Origin of the sequence: Pontibacter rugosus, from assembly GCF_042678745.1 — a bacterium.
In the GTDB taxonomy this organism is placed as follows: Bacteria; Bacteroidota; Bacteroidia; order Cytophagales; family Hymenobacteraceae; genus Pontibacter; species Pontibacter rugosus.
Genome location: NZ_JBHTLD010000399.1, coordinates 1 through 1,706, shown reverse-complemented (window position 1 = coordinate 1,706; position 1,706 = coordinate 1). Strand labels below are relative to the sequence as shown.

2 protein-coding genes are annotated in these 1,706 nt (G+C 37.1%); one reads left to right on the top strand and one right to left on the bottom strand.

Going from position 1 to position 1,706, the window contains the following annotated elements:
- Positions 1-300: 300 nt before the first annotated feature.
- Entirely contained in the window at positions 301-840 is a 540-nt protein-coding gene (locus tag ACFQ2O_RS21520) for an acyltransferase (protein ID WP_377532941.1), read from the top strand.
- 152 nt (positions 841-992) lie between these two features.
- On the opposite strand, the gene ACFQ2O_RS21515 is transcribed toward ACFQ2O_RS21520, so the two are convergent.
- On the bottom strand, positions 993-1,706 hold a 714-nt coding region (locus tag ACFQ2O_RS21515; protein WP_377532939.1), incomplete at its 5' end, for a polysaccharide deacetylase family protein.

Here is a 1,706-nt window from a genome sequence, read left to right as displayed (position 1 = left end):
CTATTGTAATATCTACATACACCAAATGAGTTCTTTTACAACTTATTACTTGATAAACTAGATTAAACAAAAAACACCAACTTAAGTACGAAATAGAAGATAAAGTCATTAACTCGTGCAATACCAATGACCTCAGTAAACTGATTTACAAACATTTGGAATACTGTCTACCAGTGATTAGTGCCTCCTGATTAAGTATACAGTTTACCTACAACAATATATCCTGATTTCTAAACTATCTTGGCTTACTCTAAAGACATTTCAACAAATATTTGCTTAATTTTACAAGCAAAAAGTTAGATGAGTACAGGCAGGTTTTTCCAATTATTAAAAAAAGTCCCACGCGCAGCATACTTAAAAGCGCAAATGGTGTCACACTGGTGGCTTTTCAAGATTGCTAAGAATTGGGTTATTTTAGATCGTATTAGCTTAAGCTTAAGACCTTCCATATGGAGAATGGTGGGATGCCATGTTGGGAAGAACGTGGCCATTGGATATGATGTTTACTTTGATGTGCACAATGCTTCCCTGATTCATATTGAGGATGATGTATGGGTTGCGAGCAGGTGCCTAATCTTATGCCACAAGAGAGATCTATCAAGTTATCATAAGTATGACAGATACAATGATCTTGGTTATATAAAACTCCCTGTTACCTTAAAGAAAGGATGTGTAGTTGGTATGGGGTCTATTGTTATGCCTGGTGTTACGGTTGGTGAAGGATCTGTAGTTGGAGCAGGCTCACTTGTTGTAAACGATATACCAGCCTGGTCAATTGCAGTCGGCAATCCAGCAAAAGTTGTGAAACAGCTAGAAAAGCGAAAAGAATCACTTACCTGACCTATCAACAACTAAATAAGTGTTTGATAAAATACACAGTCATCGATGATATGTTCCATACTCCCTATGAAACAAGGATAGTTGTTTCATAGGGAGTATGGTTTGACGCTCGATTAGCTCTACACGATGTAGTACCTTTATAGAGTTCAACTCTACCTCTTTAACATATTGTAAAGTTTCTTTCGGAGCGGTAACAGTTTTGAGTGAAATCCGCTTAGAATAAACCTCATTTTACCTATACTGATTTGGTCAGTAACACTCAATCTAGATATTCTGTAAGGGTTACCGCTAAGGTCCGATAACTGATGGTCGAACAAAAATGCGTATTTAATTCCTTCCTGCTTGGCAATTTCTTCAGCTAATAAGTTTACATTGCCATTTGGGTATGCTAACAATTCATACCCATTTAACCCGTGTTTTTGAAAGAAGGCCTTTGAATTTTGTAATTCCTGCTTTAGCTCTTCAGCAGTACACTTATCAAACATGGGATGGGTATGTGAATGATTGGCTATGATAACTCCAGCCTGCTGCATTTCCAGGAGTTGCTCTGTAGTTAACTGCACTTGCTCAAGCCTCGGCTTGTCGGACAGTTCTCTTAGCTTCTCTAGGTACTCAACTCTGTCTTTATTAAGCCAACTTTTAACTTCCCATACTTTCTTCTCTCCTTCAGCATCTCCAAGTAGATATACAAGCTCATCCCACCAAAAAGGGATGTTGGTATCAATAAGTTCAGTAATAATAAATAATATAGCAGGTATGTTTCTCTGCTTTAACAGCGGGAACATATAGTTATAAAAAGATATATCACCATCATCAACAGTAACAGCTATGCTATTTTTGTCAAATAGTTGAAAATGCTTTGACAG